Source organism: Rhizobium sp. BIGb0125 (assembly GCF_024810055.1).
Taxonomy (GTDB): domain Bacteria; phylum Pseudomonadota; class Alphaproteobacteria; order Rhizobiales; family Rhizobiaceae; genus Agrobacterium.
The window spans coordinates 362935-378380 of sequence record NZ_JANUDV010000004.1 but is presented as its reverse complement, the minus strand read 5'-3'; the positions used below and the strand labels follow the sequence as shown (position 1 = coordinate 378380).

The window sequence follows — 15446 nt, the reverse complement described above, 5'->3', positions numbered from 1 at the left end:
CCATCCAGAGGGTGTTTTGTCACCCGTTAAAACATCATGGCATAAGAAATAGTTCCCTCTGCCTGAATGGATGCTGAATGAATTAAGGCACAAGCACGACGTTTGATGCGGCTTGCGAAGTATCAATCTAAACCAAGTGGCAACCCGAAATCGTCACAGCGTCACAGCGGCTCCATGAGGTCTAGATAGGGAAGCTCATCTGGCGTCATTGAATGAGTCACCGCCTGAATACGCATCATGGCTCTTTCGCGGGAAATCTGCAGATGTGCCGTCATCGCGTCCTTGGCGCCGACGATATTTCCGTCCTGAATATGGGTGAGTATCTCCAGATGCTCCGGCAGAAACGGCTCCGTCTCGAACAGATCGGTGGTGCGGGGATAGAGGAAGTGGTGGGCAATCAGCAGTGACTGCGGCAGGCTGATCGCCCGCATCAGTGAACTGTTGCCACAATACCCCAAAAGCTCGACATGAAGTTCCTGCTCAAACCTGTCCAGCGTGCTGCCGACTTGCGGCACTTGGCAATTTATTGCTGATTCGATATTGCCGCGAACCCGGGTGAGAAACCCCTCAGGCAAATTGGGTACGGCTTTTTCCAACGCCAGTGGCTCCAGAACCCATCTTAACTCGTAGAGCTCATCAATATGTTGCATGGTCAGCGCGGGTGCAAACCACCGCGCACTGTCATCTTTCTGAACAATGCCACGCTGCTGCAGGCGGGCCACCACATCGCGTGCAACCGTTCGGCTGACACCGTAATGTTTCGCCAGGATCGCTTCATTGATGCGCCAGCTGGCAAAGGTTGTCCGTGAGACAATCTCCATTTCGATTTCAGAGTAGATCAACTCCCAACTTGGCAGGAAATGTATCTTGGGATCATCATTGGCCGCAGCTTTGGGGGCCGTACTGACAGCCGCTGGATTGGCGAGTGCCAATACATCATAACCACGCGAAGAGGCTTTTTGTATCAGCCCCATGCGCTCAAGTTCCATCAACGACTGCCGGGCAGGTGCGCGGCTGATTCCGAAGCGTTCAGCCACCCCTGTCTCCGTCAGTCGACTGCCAACCTTGATGGCGCCATTACTGATATCCAAGGCCAAAACCTCGCAAGCGCGCTGGTAGAGTTTGGGAGCTGTGCCGGAACCGGTGGTGGACATGGATGATATTGCTCTGGTTTTTCTGGTTCGAAGATGCGGGAATCGGCTTTGCCTTGCAACAGCTTTGACAACAGATTTTTGCAGATAGCGGCATTGCGTGACTCAAAAATAATGTCTAGTGTACACATAGTACATTTTGGAGGGGAGGAACCGGGATGTTGCAAACCAACGCACAGAACAATGTGTCGCTGGACGAGCTCGACCGGTTTTGTCGTGCCGTGTTTGTCGCCGCTGGCGCAAACACGGCAACGGCAGACGCTGCAACGCGAGCCATGATGCATGGCACCCGTCACGGCGTCGACAGCCACGGTGTCCGCCTTCTTGCCCACTACATCACAGCGCTGAACGGCGGCCGCATCAACGGCGCACCTGATATCAAAAAAATAACAAGCTTTGGCGCCATCGAAACGCTGGATGCAGATGACGCGCACGGTGCCCTTGCCACATATACGGCAATGGACAACGCGATCGACCTCGCCAGTAAGTTCGGAATTGGCGCAGTTGCTATCCGCAACACCTCACATTTTGGTCCGGCTGGCGCCTACTCCATCGAAGCGGCCCGCAAAGGTTATATCGGCATCACATTCTGCAACTCGGACAGCTTTGTCCGCCTGCATGACGGTGCGATGCGTTTCCACGGCACAAACCCGATTTCAGTTGGCGTGCCAGTTTCCGGGGATGATCCGTGGTTGCTCGACATGGCAACCAGTTCCGTCCCCTATAACCGTGTTCTGCTGTATCGCAGCCTCGGCCAAGCTCTACCAAACGCTACTGCATCTGATGAAACGGGCGTTGACACCACGGATGCCAATGCTGCTGACATGCTCGCGCCGCTCGGTGGCGAATTCGGCTTCAAGGGCGCTGCTTTGGCAGGCGTCGCAGAAATTTTCAGCGCGGTGTTGACCGGAATGAAACTGAGTTTCGATATTGCCCCGATGGGTGGCCCTGATTTTTCCAAGCCACGCGGCATGGGCGCATTCGTACTGGCTATCAAGCCGGAAGCATTCGTCGACCGGCAGACATTTGAGTCGGGCATGCAGCGCTATCTGCAGGTGCTGCGCACGTCACCAACCCGTGAAGACTGCAAGGTCATGGCGCCCGGCGACCGGGAATGGCTTGTCGCAGCGCAAAGAGAACGAGAAGGGGTTACTGTTGACCCCGCCACAAGGCAGGCTTTCGAAGAGCTTGCCGAAAAATATGGCTTGGAAATGCCTCTGATCTGAGAGGCAACCATAGCTCCATCGCTGGAAAATACCGGCGGCAACCAGTTTGCCGCCAAGAATTTTTGCGTTTAAAAACATATACTTAATTGTAATATTTATTTACTTTATCGCTTGACTTATCGACTGAAGCAGCTTTAATAAAAAAATTGGTAAGGCCATCTTACCAGGTGTGCGCCAGGGGAGTGGCGCATGGGAGGATCTAAATGTTTGTGGCATTGGAACCGCGCCGCCTTTATCGGCAGGTCGCGGACCAGATACGTATGCTTATCGAAACGGGCGAGCTTTCCGATGGAGCCCGCCTGCCTGCCGAGCGCGAGCTTGCAGAGAGATTTTCGGTATCGCGCCCGACCGTTCGCGAGGCTTTGATAGTTCTGGAAGTGGAGGGATACATCCAGATCCGCATGGGTTCAGGCGTTTATATCAGCCGCAAGACAAGCCCAACGAAGGTTGTCTTGCCCGCAGATGACAGTGACGGCCCATTCGAAATTTTGCAGGCGCGTTGCATCATCGAAAGTGCAATTGCTGAAGAAGCCGCACGCCTGGCGACCCCACAGCATGTGGCGATACTCGACGACAATCTGAAGCGCATGCAGCAGTCGCTTCATGATGCAAAACGTGCCTTGGCCGTGGACCGGGAGTTCCATACGGCCATCGCCGACATCATCGGCAACGCGACACTGAACCGCTTCACGGGCCTGATCTACGATCAGCGGATGACGCCTTACTTCGAGAAGCTGGCAGGTTACTTTGAGGGCCCGCATACCTGGCAGCTGGCAATGGAAGAACATGTGGCGATCCGCAACGCAATTGCGACCAATGACCCATCTGCCGCGCGTGAGGCCATGCGCCTGCACATGATACGGGCGCAAAAGAGATTCTCTGAGAGCTTCGGTGAGGAGTTGGGAGGAGAAGAATAACCCTGTCGTGCTTCTTGCGACGGGATCATGAACATACGAAATCTGAAATCAATTTGGGAGGATTTGAGGATGAAATTCGGATTAAAAACGTTGCTGGGTGCAACTGCTCTGATCATGGCATCGGCACTCGCGGCGCAGGCACAGACGGCCCTGAAGTGGGCGCATGTGTATGAAACAACAGAGCCTTTCCATACGGAGTCGGTATGGGCCGCTGAGGAAATCGCAAAACGCACCGACGGACGTTACAAGATCGACGTGTTCCCAGCTTCACAGCTCGGTAAGGAAGCCGACATCAACCAAGGCCTGAAGCTCGGCACTGTTGATATGATCATCTCCGGCTCAAGCTTTGCAGCCCGTGATTACAAGCCAATTGGCGTGACGTATTTCCCTTATATTTTCCGCGACCCAGCGCATCTCATTGCCTACACGAAAAGCGATGTGTTCAAGCGTCTGGCAAAGGGCTACGAAGACAAGACCGGGAACATCATCGCCGCTGTAAGCTACTACGGCACACGCCACACCACATCCAATACGCCTATTGAAAAATGCGGTGACATGGCTGGCCTGAAAATGCGCGTGCCTGATGTTCCCGCTTACCTCGCCATGCCACGTGCATGCGGTGCCAACACTACGCCGATTGCTTTTGCGGAAGTCTATCTTGCGCTCCAGAACGGCACAGTGGACGCCCAGGAAAATCCGCTGACAACCATAGATGCCAAGAAGTTCTACGAAGTTCAGAAAAACATCGTATTGACCGGCCATATCGTTGACCACCTCAACACCCTGATTTCCAAGAGCCGTTGGGCCAGCCTGTCGGACGAAGACAAGAAAATCTTCGTGGAAGTCATGCAGCAGGCGGCAGAACGCACAACCAAAATCATCGAAGAACGTGAAAACGCCCTCGTCGAAGACTTCAAAAAGCGTGGCCTCACCGTGACTGAAGTTGACAAGGCCGACTTTGAAAAGAACGTGCTGGACAAAGTGACTTTCGAAGAGTTCGGTTACGAAAAAGCTGACTGGGAAGCCATTCGCGCCATCCAGTAATTGCACCGTCCGGTGCCCACCCGGCACCGGACATCCCTTTGGCCTAGTCCACTGGAGCTTTCCAAATGACAGATCAAAAAAACGCGCCCATCAGCGTGGAAGAGATGGCGCATGCCTTCGAGGACGAGGTCAGCGATGTCGACCTGTCTCCTTACGCATTTGAAGACTGGCTGACCATGCTGGTGTTCTGGGGCATGGCAACCAGTGTCTTCCTGCAGTTTTTCACACGGTACGCCCTGAATAACAGCCTTGCCTGGACAGAAGAGATTGCCGCCAACTGCCTTGTGGTCGTGGTGTTTCTCGGCTCCGTCATGTGTGTACGCCAGGTTCGGCACATTCAGGTCGACCTGATTTATCGTTTTCTTTCGAAAAAAACTGGCCGGGTGCTGGAGGTCGTTGTCGACCTCATCAACATCGGATTCTTTGCCTACATCACCTGGTTGATGTGGCGTTACCTCGAAATCGTTGGCGACGAACGTATGGTCACCGTCGATCTGCCACGCGGCATTGTCTTCTACACCGTATTTGCCGCCTACGTGCTGATGTTCCTGCGTTCGCTTCAGAACTTCATCAAGGACATGACAAGCAAAAAAACCGTCCGCGAGCAGGCTGATGAAGCCATCAATACACAGGGAATTTAATCAATGCTGCTTCTGATTGGCTCATTTCTGCTGCTCATGATCATCGGCACACCTGTAGCCGTATCCATGGCAGTCTCCTCGCTTTTGTATCTTGTCCTCTATGGCGTTGCACCTGATATCATCGCCGCCCAGCGCATGATCGCCGGCGTGGAAAGTTTTCCGCTTATCGCCGTGCCTTTTTTCATTCTGGCTGGCAACCTCATGAACAGCGCTGGCGTCACCGGTCGTATCTATCACTTCGCCCTGTCGCTCGTCGGCTGGATGAAGGGTGGTCTGGCGCAGGTCAATATCATCGGTTCTGTGGTGTTCTCCGGCATGTCCGGCACAGCACTCGCTGATGCGGCCGGTATTGGTACCATCGAAATCAAGGCGATGAAGGACCATGGTTACCCCGTCGAAGCCGCCGTCGGCGTAACTGCAGCATCTGCAACGCTTGGCCCTATCTTTCCACCATCACTGCCTTTCGTGATCTATGGCATGATGGCCAATGCCTCGATTGGCGCATTGTTCATGGCCGGTATTGTGCCTGGCATCGTCATGACTGTGTTGATGATGCTGACCGTTTATGTCTTTGCACGCCGCAAGGGCTGGGGTTCGGACACGCCTTTCGAGTTGAAGCAGCTTATGGGTGCATCACTCGAGGTCGTGATAGTCCTTTCCTTCCCGGCAGCAGTCTATCTCCTTGTTCTTGCCGGTCTGTCTGTCAATCTTGCTGTTCTTATCGGTCTCGTAGCTCTGGTTGCACTCGACTGGTACTTCGACTTCTCGGCGGTTATGGCTTTGATGACGCCAGTACTGCTGATCGGTGGCATGACCATGGGCTGGTTCACTCCGACTGAAGCGGCTGTTGCGGCCGTGATGTGGTCTATGTTCCTCGGACTTGTCCGTTATCGCACAATGACGTTCAGAACCCTTGCCAAGGCATCCTTCGACACGATTGAAACCACCGCGTCCGTATTGTTCATCGTGACTGCGGCGTCGATCTTTGCATGGTTGCTCACCGTTAGCCAGGCAGCGCAGATTTTTTCGGATTTCATCTTCAGCCTGACAGACAACTGGTGGACATTCCTCATTCTTGTCAACGTATTGCTGCTGATTGTTGGTGCATTTCTTGATACAATTGCCGCCATCAGTATCCTTGTTCCGATCCTGATGCCTGTTGCAGCACGGTACGGAATTGATCCGGTTCATCTTGGTATCATCGTAACGCTGAACCTGATGATTGGTCTGCTTACCCCACCTGTCGGCATGGTGCTGTTCGTTCTGGCACGCATATCAAAAATGTCTATCGAACGAACTACCTTAGCTATCCTTCCCTGGATGATCCCACTGTTTATCGCCCTTCTGCTGATTACCTTCATACCCGCAATCACATTGTGGCTGCCGACCCAGATGGGCCTGATCCGCTAACACACCATCCGCGCGGTGAAAGCCGCGCGGCATTTCCTTTTTTAAGATTAAAGGCAGATTGAATGCTCACTCGCGTTGCGCGTCTTTACGGCAAACAGGATCTCAAGGTCGAAACCCAGGAGTTCAGCGAACCCGGACCCGGCAACGTGCTGCTTCGTATGGCCGTCGGCGGCATTTGTGGTTCGGATCTGCATTATTATCAGGATGGTGGCTTTGGACCCATTCAGGTGCGAGAACCCATCATATCAGGCCACGAAGCTTCCGGTTACGTAGACAAACTGGGAGATGGCGTAAGCGAACTGACGATTGGCGCCCTGGTCGCCGTCAATCCATCCCAACCATGTGGAACATGCCAGTATTGCGATAATGGCGAACCTATTCATTGCCTCGACATGCGTTTCATGGGCAGCGCCATGCGCCTGCCGCACGAACAGGGCATGTTCCGGGATTGGCTGGTCGTTCCCACAAAACAATGCTTCGCTTTTCCAAGTGACATCACGCCAGCAGAAGCAGCTTGCGCCGAACCGCTGGCCGTTTGCCTGCATGCGGTCGCCCAGGCCGGAGATCTCACTGGCAAAAAAGTACTGGTGACCGGTGCCGGCCCCATCGGGCTGCTGACTGTCGCAGCCGCAAAACACGCCGGCGCAAGTGAAATTTTCGTGACAGATCTTGCCGACGCAGCACTGTCCCGCGCGCCTGCCATGGGCGCCACCCAGACAATAAACGTCATCTCCAATCCGCAGGGCCTTGCACCTTATCAGGAAGGCAAGGGCACATTCGACGTGGTGTTTGATTGCTCAGCCGCTGGCCCGGCGTTGCGTTCCGCATTCGCCGTTATCAAACCGCGTGGGACAATTGTGCAGGTCGGCGTTACTGGAGACATGACCATTCCACTCAATGCACTTGTCGGCAAGGAGGTCATCTGGCGTGGCTCACAGCGGTTTGACCAAGAGTTCGCGCAAGCCGTTCAGGCCATTTCATCGCGTTCCATCGACGTTCGGCCGATTATCTCGCACCACTTTCGGCTGGAAAACGCTGTTGAAGCGTTTGAACAGGCTGGCGACCGTTCCGTTGCCTGCAAGGTGCAGATCACCTTCAGCTGACCTCACTGATTTCTAAAGGAATATTGCAATGAAACATACATGGCGTTGGTTTGGCCCCGTTGACAAGGTAACCGTTCGGGATGCGGCTCAGGCCGGTGCAGAAGGCATTGTCAGTGCTTTGCACCACATTGCAACCGGTTCCGTCTGGCCAATCGATGAAATCCGCAAACGGCACGAAGAAATCAAGGCTGGCGGCCTCTATTGGGACGTCGTGGAAAGCGTGCCAGTGTCGGAAGAAATCAAGACACAGACAGGTGACTGGAAAGATCATATCGCCAATTGGCAGGAAACACTGCGTCGACTTTCTACCACCGGCATCCGTACCGTTTGCTACAACTTCATGCCCGTACTCGACTGGACACGCACCGACCTGCGTTGGGAAACCCGTCATGGCGCGAAGGCCATGCGTTTTGACCTGACCGATTTTGCAGCATTTGACATCCATATCCTCAAACGCCCAAGCGCCAAGAATGACTATCCGGAATGGTTGATCGACGATGCGGCAAAACGTTTTGCAGATATGCCCGACACCAAGATTACTGCACTTGGCAAGAACATCGGCGCGGGCCTTCCGGGGTCTGCCGATGGCTACACGCTTGAGCAATTGCTGGAGAAGTTGCGGACCTATCAGGGCATTGATCGCACCAAGCTGCAATCCAATCTGATCGATTTCCTGTCACAAGTGGTTCCTGTGGCTGAAGAAGTCGGCATCAACATTTGTGCCCATGGCGACGACCCACCTTGGCCACTTCTGGGGCTGCCACGCATTCTCTCTACTGAAGACGATTACGCGCATATGCTGAAACAGGTCGACAGCCGCGCCAACGGCGTAACCCTGTGCACGGGATCGCTGGGAGCAAGAGCGGATAATGACCTGCCGTTTATCGCCAAACGTTTTGCAGACCGTATCCATTTCGTTCACCTGCGCAATGTGACACGCGACACTGACACTGTGCCTTGCTCGTTCTTTGAAGACGAACATCTTGAGGGTGGCACGGATATGGTCGCCGTCATTGCAGCGCTGCTGGCGGAGGAAAAGAAACGCAAGCAGGAGGGGCGTGAAGACCACCGGATCGCTATGCGCCCTGACCACGGCCAGGAAATTCTCGATGACCTAACACGCGGTGCGCAACCGGGTTATCCAGCGATTGGCCGCCTGAAGGGATTGGCCGAATTGCGCGGCATCGAGCGGACCTTGCTTCACTCGCAGTATGGGCGTGTATGACAATGGAGACACTCTCGTCATCCAGCCTTCTACCGGACAACGTCTCGCAACCAACTTACAATCGAAAATTGCTCAAGCCGGGCATCGTCCACATTGGCCTTGGCGCATTTCACCGCGCCCATCAGGCGGTTTTCACCCAGAAAGCCATTGAGAAGACATTTGGCCCCTGGGGTATCGTCGCAGTCAATTTGCGGTCGCCTGAGCCGGTCAAGGCACTACAACAACAGGAAGGCCTTTACTCGGTCATCACCCGTAGCGCAGATGGCGACAAGGCTGACATCATTGGCGTGACGGTTGACTGGATTTGTGCGGCAGAACGGGGAGGCGATGTTATCGCTTACCTATCAAGCCCGGACACCCGTATCGTAACATTCACCGTCAGTGAAAAGGCCTACGGACTTGATCCTGTAACGGGCGGTCTGGACCTGCAACATCCTGCAATCAAAGCCGATATGGCCAACCCGCATACACCAGTTGGCGTGGTCGGTTTTCTGGTTGAAGGCCTCGTCAGACGCCGGGAGCGCGGCCATTTGCCTTTCACGATCCTGTGCTGCGACAACCTGCCATCCAACGGCCATGTGGTGCGTCGCTTGGTGCTGGAAATGGCTGAGCAACGAGATCCAGAGCTCGCGCGCTGGATTACAGAAGAAGGCAAATTCCCCTGCAGCATGGTTGACCGTATTGTGCCCGCGGCAACAGCAGAAACACGGCAGCGGGCGATCTCTCTGCTTGGTGTCGATGATCGGTTGGCCATTGAAACCGAACCCTTCATGCAGTGGATCATCGAAGATGATTTCATTTCCGGACGCCCGGCATGGGAGGCCGGCGGTGCAGTATTTGCCACCCATGTTGAACCATATGAAAAAATGAAGCTGCGGTTACTCAACGGCTCTCACACGCTGATTGCCCATCTGGGCATTTTGCATGACCTGGAATTTGTCCGCGACGTGATGGCCGTGCCGGAATTCGTTGCAAAGGTTGAACGGCATATGGAGGCTGTTGTCGCCACGCTCGATCCGGTTCCCGGCATCGACCTGCCGTTCTACCGCAAACAACTGTTAGACCGTTTTGCCAATCCAACCATCGCCCACCGCACCGAACAGATTGCGCTGGACACCAGCCAGAAACTGCCACAACGCATTTTGTCAGCTACATCTGAAACACTGGCAGCAGGCAGAGATGCAACCACCTTTGCCTATGTGATCGCCCTCTGGATCAAATCAATCCAGAAACGTGGTGATCTCGATGATCCACGCGGCCAAGAAATTCTCGCCGCGGCTGCGATTACTGATCCGACAGATGCCAGCGCACTATACTTCGCGATACCGGGATTGTTCCCGCCGGAATTGGTGAATGCCCGTTCCTGGCGGGATCAGGTGAATGCCGAACTGGCAAAACTTTAACCGGCTCGTTCCGCACAATCGATGAGGTTTGAAAGCAGCTTGGCGCGCGTCAACGCGCCAACAGAACCGTGTCGGGGCGTAACCCAACCGGCAACATCGGCCACATCATTAGCAATATCTGAAACTGCTTCGGAATTGGCATTATAAGAAATGCCGACACCGACAACAGCAGCGCCCGGTTTGATCATATCAGCGGTCACCAGATCAGGCTTTCCGGCCGCCGAAATCACCACATCTGCGCGTTTCGTGTGGCTGCCAATGTCCGCCGATTTGCTGTGCAACAGCGTGACCGAAGCATCAATGCCCGGAAGCGACAGCAACATGGCAAGCGGTCGTCCGGTTAACATGCCACGGCCGATGATTGTGATGTTTTTCCCCACCAACGGCACCTGATAGTGACGAAGAAGTGTCAGAATACCGGAGGGTGTGCAGGCGGTGATTTTCGGAAAACCGGCACATAGCGCACCGAGATTGACTGGATGCAGACCATCAATGTCTTTTGAAGGATCAACAGCTGCAAGAATTGCCTCCCCATCCAGGTGGGATGGCAATGGAAGCTGTACCAGAAAACCGTGAACGCTTTTATCCCGGTTGAGATCGGACACCTGAGCAAGCAAACCGGACATGTCGACGTCGCCGGGCATCCTCAAATCGATGGATTCAATGCCCAAGTCAATGCAATCGGCATGTTTGCGGGCGATATAGCTGTGGCTGGCGGGATCATCCCCCACCAGCACAGTGGCGATCTTTGGTGTCACTCCGGCAGTTCGCAAAGCCGCAACGCGGCTCCTCATCTCCCGTCGCAGTTCAATGGCAAGAAGATCACCATCAAGGACGATTGCTCTGCCAGCCATCTGCAAAACCTTACTTCAGACCAATGGACGGATCGATAAAGCGATTTGTAACGATCTGCTCCGGTGTAACATCTGGATTGGCACGCTCATCCAGCCGTGACTTGACGATCTTCAACATTTCCGCAACGCGCTCCATGTCGAAATCCCCAATGGTCGCATTTTGGCCGTTGCCGATGACACCGGTTTCCACCATGACCTTGGACGCGTTATCAATCAGGTCCATAGGTGTTTTCCACCAGCTGGCGGCAAGCCCAGCCTGGTTGAATTCAAAGATAAGATTGTTTACTTCGGCCGGATGTTTCACGTAGTCGACATGGGCCTGCTGGATCAAAGGAACCAGTTTTTCGAGGCATGGCGCCAGCTCTTCCAGACGGTTTGTCGCGACCGACAGCATTCCGGTATAATTGCGGTAACCGAGACTATCGATCAGCAGATAGTCAAGCGGCTTGCCCCAGTTATTGCCGTGGCTGAACTTGTAGACCTCGTTGGTCACAAAACCCTGATTGAGCCATGTACCGTTGTTCGTAACGAAGTTTTCGCCGTCACCTCGATAGCCCTCAACAAAAACATCGCTCGGCACGCCCTGTTCGACAAGGTAGAGCCCGAATGTCCGCTTGATGGTGGATACATAGATCTTGCCCTTGTCGCTTTCTGCAAAGGCCTTCAGATCGGCGATCGACTTGAAGCCGTCTGGATAGGTTGCCTTATCCCAGAAGAGCGCGGTCGGGGAGTTATCAAGCGGCGCCATCACACCGACGACAGGAAAACGCTTGGAAAAAATGAACGCGTTGTCCAGTTCCTGAAAACCGATCTGCGGTGTCACGCCGGCTTTTGAGTTGCCGTTGTAAAGCGCGGAATAGGCGGTCTCGCCATCGCCAAGACCAACACCGCTGCCGCCTTCCAGCAGCACGAGTTCGATGCCCGTTGCGCCGAGTGGACCGGAATAACGACCGGTTTCCATTTTACCACCGGCACCGATCAACTGGTAAAGCCCGCCATGTTCGGCCTGCGCCAGCCAGTCCTTCTGAATGTAAAGCGGGCTGGGGCACACGTCCTTCAGCGAGGTCGTGTAATGTTCTCTGGCAAATGCGCCGGGCTCCTGCGCCCGCAGCGATGTGGCTGCGGTCGCCGCAATCACAGTTGACAGAAAAAATGCGCTTGTTTTATTCATGGTCGTTTCCCTCATCCCGTTCGCCTCTGCAGCGGCCAGTCTATTTATTGCGGCGCGCCGATTCATGCCACTGTGAAAACAGCCGGTTTCCCAGCCAGTTGAAGAACACATACACGCAGATCGACAGGATCGACGCTACGATAAGCGCCGCATACATCTGTTCGTATTTGAAGTCGATCTTGGTGTTCATCAGCATCTGGCCCAGTCCACCGCGTCCAGACAGGAAGAACAGCTCTGAAACGATTGCCGCAATAACCGCCAGACTGCCCGAAATACGCAACCCCGCAAACAGGGCAGGGGCCGCTGACGGCAGTCCAGCCTTGCGCAACATGACAAACCAGCTGGCGCCCTGAAGGCGAAACAGATCGATGATACCACGGTCAACGCTTTTCAGCCCCAGAAGAAGCGTGGTTGGAATGGCAAAGAAAGTAAACAGCGCAACAATCAGCACTTTCGGAAAAAAGCCGAACCCCAGCGCGCTTTGAATGAGCGGGATGATTGCCATGATCGGAATGGACTGCAAGGCAACAAGGTAAGGGAAAACCGCTCGTTCCATCACATAGAACCGGAACATGATGATGCCGAGGAAAATACCTGTCGGTATCGAAATACCCAATCCTGCAAGCGCAATCGACATGGTGGTGATGGAACGCTCCAGCAGCTCTTCGCGCACAGCGGCAATTCCAAATGCCTGTGACCAGAGTTCGCTGACACCTGGCATCAGGAACTGTCGATGCGGCTCAAGATTGCCACGCACAAAAACGTATAGACAGAACAGGACGCCACCCATGATCAGGGGCGGCAAGAAGGCCTTCAGCAATTGACGTGCAAAGCCCGACGGTCTGGCCGGTGATATGGCCGATTGGCGTTCCAACAAAGGTTTTTGGGGCTTCATCACGCTTCCATCACCTTGCGCAGGGATTTGGAAATCTCGCCACACAAAGCTGAAAATTCAGGCGTGTAACGCAAATCCGGTTCGCGTGGATAGGCGAAGTCCACATCGAAAACTTCGACAATGCGGCCGGGTCTATTCGACATCACCGCAACCTTGCTGGAGAGATAGACGGCCTCCGCAATGGAATGTGTAATGAACAGACCACTGAAACCTTGATTGAGGTAAAGGGCCATCACCTCATCGTTCAGGCGTTCGCGGGTGATCTCATCCAATGCACCAAAGGGCTCATCGAACAAGAAGACATTGGGGTTGAGTGCAAGCGATCTGGCCAGTGAAACGCGCATACGCATGCCGCCGGAAAGACTTTTGGGGTAATAATCCTCAAAACCGGAAAGGCCAACCATATCAATTTGTTCACGGGCAATCTTCTGGCGATCCGTCAGGGAATAGCCCCTCAGTTCCATCAGCAATTCGACATTGGCCTGAACTTTTCGCCAAGGCAAAAGTGTAGCATCCTGGAAGGTGTAACCCAGTTGTTGCCTGTCCACCCAAACATCGCCAGCCGTCTGCCGGATTAAACCGGACGCCAAGCGCAACAATGTCGATTTTCCGCAACCCGATGGTCCGACAATCGAAACGAACTCACCGGTCTTTACGGACAATGTGACATCTTGCAGCGCCTGCACACCATCAGGGAAGCGCAGCGAGACCTTATCGAAGGCGAGAGCGGTATTGGCCTGTGGCAAATGTGACGGGAAGGTGCTGTCTCCTGTCGTCATGGCATTGATGGGTTCATGGGTGGATAGCCTTGTTATCGCTTAGAACCGTGACATGTCCCTGCGTATTTTTTCAATGAATGCTTCTACCCGTTCAGGCTTGGCGTTGTTCATGTTGTAAAGGGCATTATAACTCACCTTTACGCGGGGATTACACACAACACGTAGAAAACGGGTCGCATTGCGACGCGGTGTATCACCGAGAAAAATTGCCCGCCAGCGCGGTGATCCGTAGGTCGTCACCGTCGCCAGTTTCTTGATATTGGCAAGACCGGGACCGAGTTTTCCATCCTTCAATACAAAGGACACATCCGGCAGAAACACACGATCAAAATAGCCTTTCAAAATGGCAGGCCAGCCAAAATTCCAGATTGGATGACAGAGTACCAGCGCATCGGCATTTTTCAGCCGGTCAACATAAGGTGCCACGCGGCTGCGATTGATGGTGACATCATGATAGTCCCGACGATCGGCTTCCGATAAAACGGGGTCGAAGCCTTCAGCATAGAGATCGAGGTCGTCAACCTCATGGCCGGCGGCCTTGAGACTTTCGACAACGACTTGATGCAGCCTGGCATTCAGGCTGTCTTTCAGCGGGTGAGCATAGATGACATGTACTTTCATTGCCGAAGCTTTAAGAAATTATCCCGGAAAAAGAAATGTCCCTCTGAGGGCTGATATAAAATTTGTTGCGCGAGAGATTAAAACCGCGTCAGAAGCCGTGGCAGGCATAAAGTGGGGCCCAATTTCATGACCAGTATTGTCACCGGTTTCGAAATCGCTGCAGGGATCAATGCGGAAACGCTAAAGCGCTCATCTGCAATGGCAAGGCCACCGTGCTGCACGATCCTGCTGGATCAGACAAATGCCGGCATGAATGCCTATACAGAACGCTTACGTTCGATGGCACTGCAAGCGGGCATAAAGCTGGAAACCGAGACATATCCGGCAAATGCGGTGGACCTCTTTGAACGCATCACCGTTTTAAGGGACGACCCTGTTGTTGATGCCGTTGCCACTCTCTATCCACTGCCATCAGGCGTTGAACCTGTCGATCTGGCATTGGCCCTTGGTCCCGACAAGGACATAGACGGTCTGCACCCACTTCATGCGGGCAGACTCGCACTTGGGGTTCCATCCCGCGCTCCTGCAACAGCGCAGGCTTGCCTGCTTATGGCGCAGGAACTGGCGGGCTCTCTAAAAGGGAAAAACGTCACCATCATCGGTGCGTCTCGCATTGTCGGGCGGCCACTTGCACAGATGTTGCTCGATCAGGAAGCAACCGTCAGCATCACACATGCAGCGACCCGGGATTTACCGTCTTACACACTCCGGTCGGACATCATCATAACGGCCGCTGGCGTTCCAAAATTGCTTGATGCAAACCACGTTGCCAAAGGCGCCATTGTCATCGACGTTGCGATCAATCGCACCGCAATAGGGCTCGTCGGAGATGCGGATCAGGCAGCACTCAGTGGCATCGCCTCCGTCATCACACATGTGCCTGATGGCATTGGTCCCGTCACCACTGCATGCCTGTTTCGAAATATTCTGGAAGCCGCCGAAACAGCTTCGAGTATCGTTTGATTTGTAGCGAAGAAACGTATTCTTATGTCGAGCATATCCCGGC

Annotated in this window: 15 protein-coding genes; 9 read left to right on the top strand and 6 right to left on the bottom strand. The window is 54.1% G+C overall.

The window, feature by feature from the left end; translation table 11 throughout:
- Positions 1 to 161: 161 nt before the first annotated feature.
- Positions 162 to 1154 (bottom strand): GntR family transcriptional regulator, encoded by a 993-nt coding sequence (locus M2418_RS13415; protein ID WP_250984945.1) that lies wholly within the window; start codon positions 1152 to 1154, stop codon positions 162 to 164.
- 155 nt (positions 1155 to 1309) lie between these two features.
- Here M2418_RS13415 and M2418_RS13410 point away from each other — a divergent pair, with 155 nt between their 5' ends.
- The 8 genes from M2418_RS13410 (at position 1310) to M2418_RS13375 (ending at position 10120) form a co-directional block, all read left to right on the top strand.
- Positions 1310 to 2377: an Ldh family oxidoreductase gene (locus tag M2418_RS13410; RefSeq protein WP_250984944.1), complete on the top strand. Its 1068-nt coding sequence runs from the start codon at positions 1310 to 1312 to the stop codon at positions 2375 to 2377.
- Positions 2378 to 2580: 203 nt separating this feature from the next.
- Positions 2581 to 3294: a FadR/GntR family transcriptional regulator gene (locus M2418_RS13405; protein ID WP_250984943.1), complete on the top strand. Its 714-nt coding sequence runs from the start codon at positions 2581 to 2583 to the stop codon at positions 3292 to 3294.
- 69 nt (positions 3295 to 3363) lie between these two features.
- On the top strand, positions 3364 to 4338 hold the full coding sequence (locus M2418_RS13400) for a sialic acid TRAP transporter substrate-binding protein SiaP (protein ID WP_405049418.1): 975 nt from the start codon (positions 3364 to 3366) through the stop codon (positions 4336 to 4338).
- A gap of 65 nt (positions 4339 to 4403) precedes the next feature.
- A complete protein-coding gene (locus M2418_RS13395; protein WP_250984942.1) occupies positions 4404 to 4979 on the top strand; it encodes a TRAP transporter small permease in 576 nt (191 codons plus the stop codon).
- A 3-nt stretch (positions 4980 to 4982) separates the two neighbouring features.
- Positions 4983 to 6389 carry a TRAP transporter large permease gene (locus M2418_RS13390; protein WP_250984941.1) on the top strand — a complete coding sequence of 469 codons (1407 nt, stop codon included), beginning with the start codon at positions 4983 to 4985 and terminating at the stop codon, positions 6387 to 6389.
- Between the two features lie 62 nt (positions 6390 to 6451).
- Positions 6452 to 7492 (top strand): L-idonate 5-dehydrogenase, encoded by a 1041-nt coding sequence (locus M2418_RS13385; RefSeq protein WP_250984940.1) that lies wholly within the window; start codon positions 6452 to 6454, stop codon positions 7490 to 7492.
- 28 nt (positions 7493 to 7520) lie between these two features.
- A complete protein-coding gene (uxuA, locus tag M2418_RS13380; RefSeq protein ID WP_250984939.1) occupies positions 7521 to 8717 on the top strand; it encodes a mannonate dehydratase in 1197 nt (398 codons plus the stop codon).
- A 2-nt stretch (positions 8718 to 8719) separates the two neighbouring features.
- The gene (locus M2418_RS13375) at positions 8720 to 10120 is read left to right on the top strand and encodes a mannitol dehydrogenase family protein (protein ID WP_405049428.1); all 1401 of its coding nucleotides are present in this window, start codon (positions 8720 to 8722) and stop codon (positions 10118 to 10120) included.
- On the opposite strand, the gene M2418_RS13370 is transcribed toward M2418_RS13375, so the two are convergent.
- Genes M2418_RS13370 through M2418_RS13350 form a run of 5 tightly spaced genes read right to left on the bottom strand, consistent with a single transcriptional unit; the run spans position 10117 to position 14440 of the window.
- Positions 10117 to 10974 (bottom strand): bifunctional 5,10-methylenetetrahydrofolate dehydrogenase/5,10-methenyltetrahydrofolate cyclohydrolase, encoded by an 858-nt coding sequence (locus tag M2418_RS13370; protein WP_250984937.1) that lies wholly within the window; start codon positions 10972 to 10974, stop codon positions 10117 to 10119. The genes M2418_RS13375 and M2418_RS13370 overlap by 4 nt on opposite strands.
- Positions 10975 to 10984: 10 nt before the next feature.
- Entirely contained in the window at positions 10985 to 12145 is a 1161-nt protein-coding gene (locus tag M2418_RS13365) for a hypothetical protein (RefSeq protein WP_259147114.1), read from the bottom strand.
- 40 nt (positions 12146 to 12185) lie between these two features.
- Complete coding sequence (locus M2418_RS13360) at positions 12186 to 13040, bottom strand: ABC transporter permease (RefSeq protein ID WP_250984935.1); 855 nt, start codon at positions 13038 to 13040, stop codon at positions 12186 to 12188.
- On the bottom strand, positions 13040 to 13819 hold the full coding sequence (locus M2418_RS13355) for an ABC transporter ATP-binding protein (protein WP_259147111.1): 780 nt from the start codon (positions 13817 to 13819) through the stop codon (positions 13040 to 13042). The genes M2418_RS13360 and M2418_RS13355 overlap by 1 nt, the downstream gene beginning before the upstream one ends.
- 39 nt (positions 13820 to 13858) lie before the next feature.
- Positions 13859 to 14440 (bottom strand): NAD(P)H-dependent oxidoreductase, encoded by a 582-nt coding sequence (locus tag M2418_RS13350; RefSeq protein WP_250984933.1) that lies wholly within the window; start codon positions 14438 to 14440, stop codon positions 13859 to 13861.
- Positions 14441 to 14566: 126 nt separating this feature from the next.
- Here M2418_RS13350 and M2418_RS13345 point away from each other — a divergent pair, with 126 nt between their 5' ends.
- The gene (locus M2418_RS13345) at positions 14567 to 15403 is read left to right on the top strand and encodes a bifunctional 5,10-methylenetetrahydrofolate dehydrogenase/5,10-methenyltetrahydrofolate cyclohydrolase (protein ID WP_259147108.1); all 837 of its coding nucleotides are present in this window, start codon (positions 14567 to 14569) and stop codon (positions 15401 to 15403) included.
- Positions 15404 to 15446 lie beyond the last annotated feature (43 nt).